The organism is Streptomyces sp. SID5910, assembly GCF_009862125.1.
Classification (GTDB): Bacteria; Actinomycetota; Actinomycetes; order Streptomycetales; family Streptomycetaceae; genus Streptomyces.
This window is the reverse complement of the sequence record NZ_WWHX01000859.1, coordinates 1-3,894: the sequence shown is the minus strand read 5'-3', so window position 1 is coordinate 3,894 and position 3,894 is coordinate 1. Positions and strand designations below refer to the sequence as shown.

General features: G+C 76.2%; 3 protein-coding genes. 2 read left to right on the top strand and 1 reads right to left on the bottom strand.

Going from position 1 to position 3,894, the window contains the following annotated elements; translation table 11 throughout:
- The first annotated feature begins 509 nt into the window (after positions 1 to 509).
- Positions 510 to 1,385, top strand: coding sequence for a serine hydrolase (locus GTW67_RS30275; protein WP_161167943.1), 876 nt, complete (start codon positions 510 to 512; stop codon positions 1,383 to 1,385).
- Positions 1,386 to 1,404: 19 nt separating this feature from the next.
- On the opposite strand, the gene GTW67_RS30270 is transcribed toward GTW67_RS30275, so the two are convergent.
- Complete coding sequence (locus tag GTW67_RS30270) at positions 1,405 to 3,030, bottom strand: right-handed parallel beta-helix repeat-containing protein (RefSeq protein ID WP_161167942.1); 1,626 nt, start codon at positions 3,028 to 3,030, stop codon at positions 1,405 to 1,407.
- A gap of 155 nt (positions 3,031 to 3,185) precedes the next feature.
- Between GTW67_RS30270 and GTW67_RS30265 the strand changes: the two genes are divergently transcribed.
- A complete protein-coding gene (locus GTW67_RS30265) occupies positions 3,186 to 3,554 on the top strand; it encodes a DUF6479 family protein (protein ID WP_161167941.1) in 369 nt (122 codons plus the stop codon).
- Positions 3,555 to 3,894: the final 340 nt, after the last annotated feature.

Sequence of the window (3,894 nt, the reverse complement as noted above, 5' to 3'; positions counted from 1 at the left end):
ACCGGCCTCCCCGGCACCCACGCCGTAGCCGACGCCCGACGCCGTCCGTACGCCGGCTTCGCGGTCGCCGCTCCGGGCGCGCCCGGGTGCCCCGCATCCGCCGGCTCCGCCGCGACCGAGGATCGGCGCCGAGGTCCGCACTCGCCCGCCCCGGCCGGCCTCCCCGGCGCCGGACCACCGGCAACGGTCGGCACCGGGCATCCGTACGCGCCCCACGCCGCCCACGCCGCAGCCGACGCCCGACGCCGTCCGTACGCCGGCTTCGCGGTCGCCGCTCCGGGCGCGCCCGGGGTCCGTCCTCGCGCGCTCGGCACGGGCATCCATCGCGCCGATGCCGACGCACCCGGCGGCACTGTCCACCCGCGCCCCGTCCTCGATGTCCGCATCCCGGCCGGCACGCGACGCCACCCGTGCGCCGGCTCCGCCGGGGGCGGGCTTCCGCAGGGGCCGGCCCTCGCGGGCCCTGGCCGCGTTTCCTCGTCCCCTCGCCCCGTACCGGAGCACTGGCTATGAACGACACCGTGACCGGCCGGCTGCGGGCGGCCTTCGACGAGGCCGGGGTCACCGGCTGGCTGCATGCCGTCGACATCGACTCCGGTGCGCAGGTGGACGCCGGGGCCGACCAGGCGGTGTGCACGGCCAGCGTCCACAAGCTGTGCGTCCTCGTCGCGCTGCACGAGCAGGCGGCGGCCGGGCTGCTGGACCTGACCGAGCGCGTCGAGTGCCCGCCGGCCGGCCGCACCCCGGGGCCCACCGGCGTCGCCGCCATGCTCGACCCCGTCACGCTGTCCCTGCGCGACGCCGCGTTCCTGATGATGTCCGTCAGCGACAACGCCGCCGCCGACCTGCTGCTCGACCGGGTCGGCCTGGACGCCGTCAACCGCACCACGGCCCGGCTCGGCCTCACCCGCACGCGGGCCGTGTCGTCCTTCGGCCAGATGCTCGCCGCGATGCGGGAGGACGCGGGGCCGGACGGCGCCCGGGCGCTGACCGACCCGCACGTCATCACCCGGCTGCGGTCCCTGGACCCCGCCCGCGCCAACCACAGCACGCCCCGCGACATGACCCGCCTGCTCGCCGCCGTCTGGCGGGACGAGGCCTGCCCGCCCGAGTACGGCGCCGCCATGCGCCGCGTCCTGGGCCTCCAGGTCTGGCCGCACCGCCTGGCCTCGGGCTTCCCCTTCGACGACGTCCACGTGGCCGGCAAGACCGGCACCCTGCCGACCCTGCGCAACGAGGTCGGCGTCGTCGAATACCCCGACGGCGGCCGCTACGCCGTGGCCGTCTTCACCCGCACCGCCCACACCGCGGCCACCCTCCCGGCGGCCGACGCGGTGATCGGCACGGCGGCCCGGATCGCGGTGGACGCGCTGCGGGCACCGTGACGCATGGCGGCGGGCGCGCTCAGCCGTCGTTGTCCCGCCAGCGCCCGCCGCTCGGGGACGAGTCGAAGCGGGTGGCCGCCGAGGCGTTGCCGCTGAAGTCGTTGCCGGAGACCCGGCCGCCGGTCCAGGTGGCCTCGGGCGCGATCCACACGGCGTGGGTCTGGGTGCGGGGGTGCCCGTCGTCCCGGATGCGGTTGCCCTGCACGTACGGGTGGGTGACGGTGGCCGCCGCGGTGAGGCCGGCGCGCGGTGCCGGGGCGTCGGGGAGGCGGTAGGCGGTGCCGGGGGCGGGGGTGCCGTGGAGCCAGGCCGCCTGGGCGCCGGGGCGTTCGGGGGCGAGGGTGAGCGCGGTGGCGGTGTTGCCGGCGACCACGGCGGTGACCGCGTCGCTGCCCTCGCCGACCGTGACCTCCTTGCCGAGGTGGCCGTCCGGGAGCCAGTCGGCGCCCTCGTCGGTCAGGGACAGCGGGCCGTAGCTCACGCCTTCGCCGCCGCCCTCCGTCGCCGGGGCGGCGCGGCGGCCGTTGCTGCGGATGCGGTTGCCGAAGACCGCCGGTTCGTGCAGCGGGGCGTCGACGCGGATGCCGTCCAGGGCGTTGCCGTCGATGTCGTTGGACTCCAGGACGATGTCCGACGTCACCTCCTGGTCGCCGCCGGCGAGGTTGTGCTGCCAGTAGCCGTGCCGCCCGCTGCGGCTGACGCGGTTGCCGCGGAAGGCGTAGGGGCCCGGGGTGTTGCCGAGCGCGATCCCGTCGCGCGAGTTGCCGTCGATCAGGCAGCCGGTGACGATGCCGCCCCGGCCGCCGACGGACGTCGTGCCCTGCGAGGACACGTCGAACCCGGCCACGTGGTTGCCGAGCATCGTGCAGCCGGTGACGAGCAGCCCGTCGGTGCCCCAGTCGGAGATGCCGTACCGGTTGTCCTCGGTGTGGCAGGCGGTGACGCGGATGCCGCGCGGCGGGGTCCAGTGGTCCTGCTGGAGCTCGAAGAAGATGCCGTTGGTGCCGTTGCCGACGGCCGTGCAGTCGGTCACCGCCAGCCGCTCGACCGGCCCCCAGCCGCCGACCCCGATGCCGAGGCCCGCGCCGCCCATCTTCTCGCCGGGGTCCTGCCGTCCGCACCGCTCGGCCAGCACGCCCTCGACGACCGTGTCCTGGAGGAAGTCGCAGCCGAAGCCGGTCGCGGCGGTGTCGTGGATGTACAGGTCGCAGAACCGCCCGCGCAGCACGTACTGGAGGCCGAGCCCCTTGGCCAGCACCTCGTACTCCTCCGTCTCCACCGCGGACCCGTCGATCTCGAAGTGCGCGAAGGTGACGTCGGCGATGTGGTGGTCGCGCCCGGCGCCGTGCTGGGCCGTGGTGAACCAGGCCAGCGGGACGGGCCGGCTCCGCGCGCCGGGGTTGGTGAGGACGAAGCAGGTCGCCGCCCGGCCGGCGCCGACGAGGGAGACACCGCTGCGCCAGCGCACCGGCCGGTCCCGGACCAGGTGGCGCCCGGCGGGCACGCGGATCGTGCGCGGCCGCCCGTCGGCGGCGGTGGCGTCACCGAGCTCGTCCACCAGCTTCTGAAGGGCCGGCCCGTCGTCGGTGGTGCCGTCCCCGGCGAGACCGTGTGCGTGGGCGTCGGCCGTCAACGGCGCGGTCATACGCGCGCTCCTTCCGCCAGTGACGCCGCGGCGGCCGGCCGCTCACCGGCGCGCCGCCTGCTCGCTGCGGTCCGGGTACCAGCCCGCCGCCGTCCTCAATCACAGAGAGGGGCATAGCAGGCGCTTTATCCCAATCCGGGGTACATAATCAGAACATGAGTACGGCAACGTATGAACTGCTGGCTGCTTCGGACGCGCTCAACCTGACCGCGGCCTTCATCGGCGGGCTGGTGGTCGCGGGCGTGCTGATCCTGGCCGTACGGCTGGGCATGAGGGCCATGGAGCAGGAGTCGCCCCGCCCTCGCGCCGACGAACACCCCCACCTCCCGCCCACCGGTCCCGTCCACGAGGAACGGGAGATCCGGGAGCCGGACGAGATCCCGCTGAGCACCGACGGGAGCCCACGGCTGATGCCGTACCAGCTCCATCACGCGGGCAGCCGCCGAGGCGCCGACCAGAACCGGCGCCGCTGGCTGCCGGGCTCCAGCGGCTCCTTCGGCAGCGGCAGCCCGGGCCGCATCTGACCCACCGCCCCCGCCCGTCCGTGCCCGGCGTCCGGCACGCGATGACGCACGGCGGGGTCGTGATCACCTTCGAGCGGGGCTGATCCCGCCGGGGCGGCCCCGTTCGGGCGAGCACCGGTGTGCGGTGGTGTGCGGGGGCGCCTTCACTGGAGGGGACCCCGCGTGTCCTCGCGGGAGCGCCCGCGTGTCCTCCGCGGGAGCGGGTGCGGACGAGGTCCCTGGAGGCGACATGGCCGGTCACCGGGCGGGCCGGGCGGCGGCGGTGGCGGTGCTGGCGGCCGCCGTGCTGGCCGGCTGCTCCGACGACGACGGCGGCGGTGACGGCGGCGGCACGCCCACG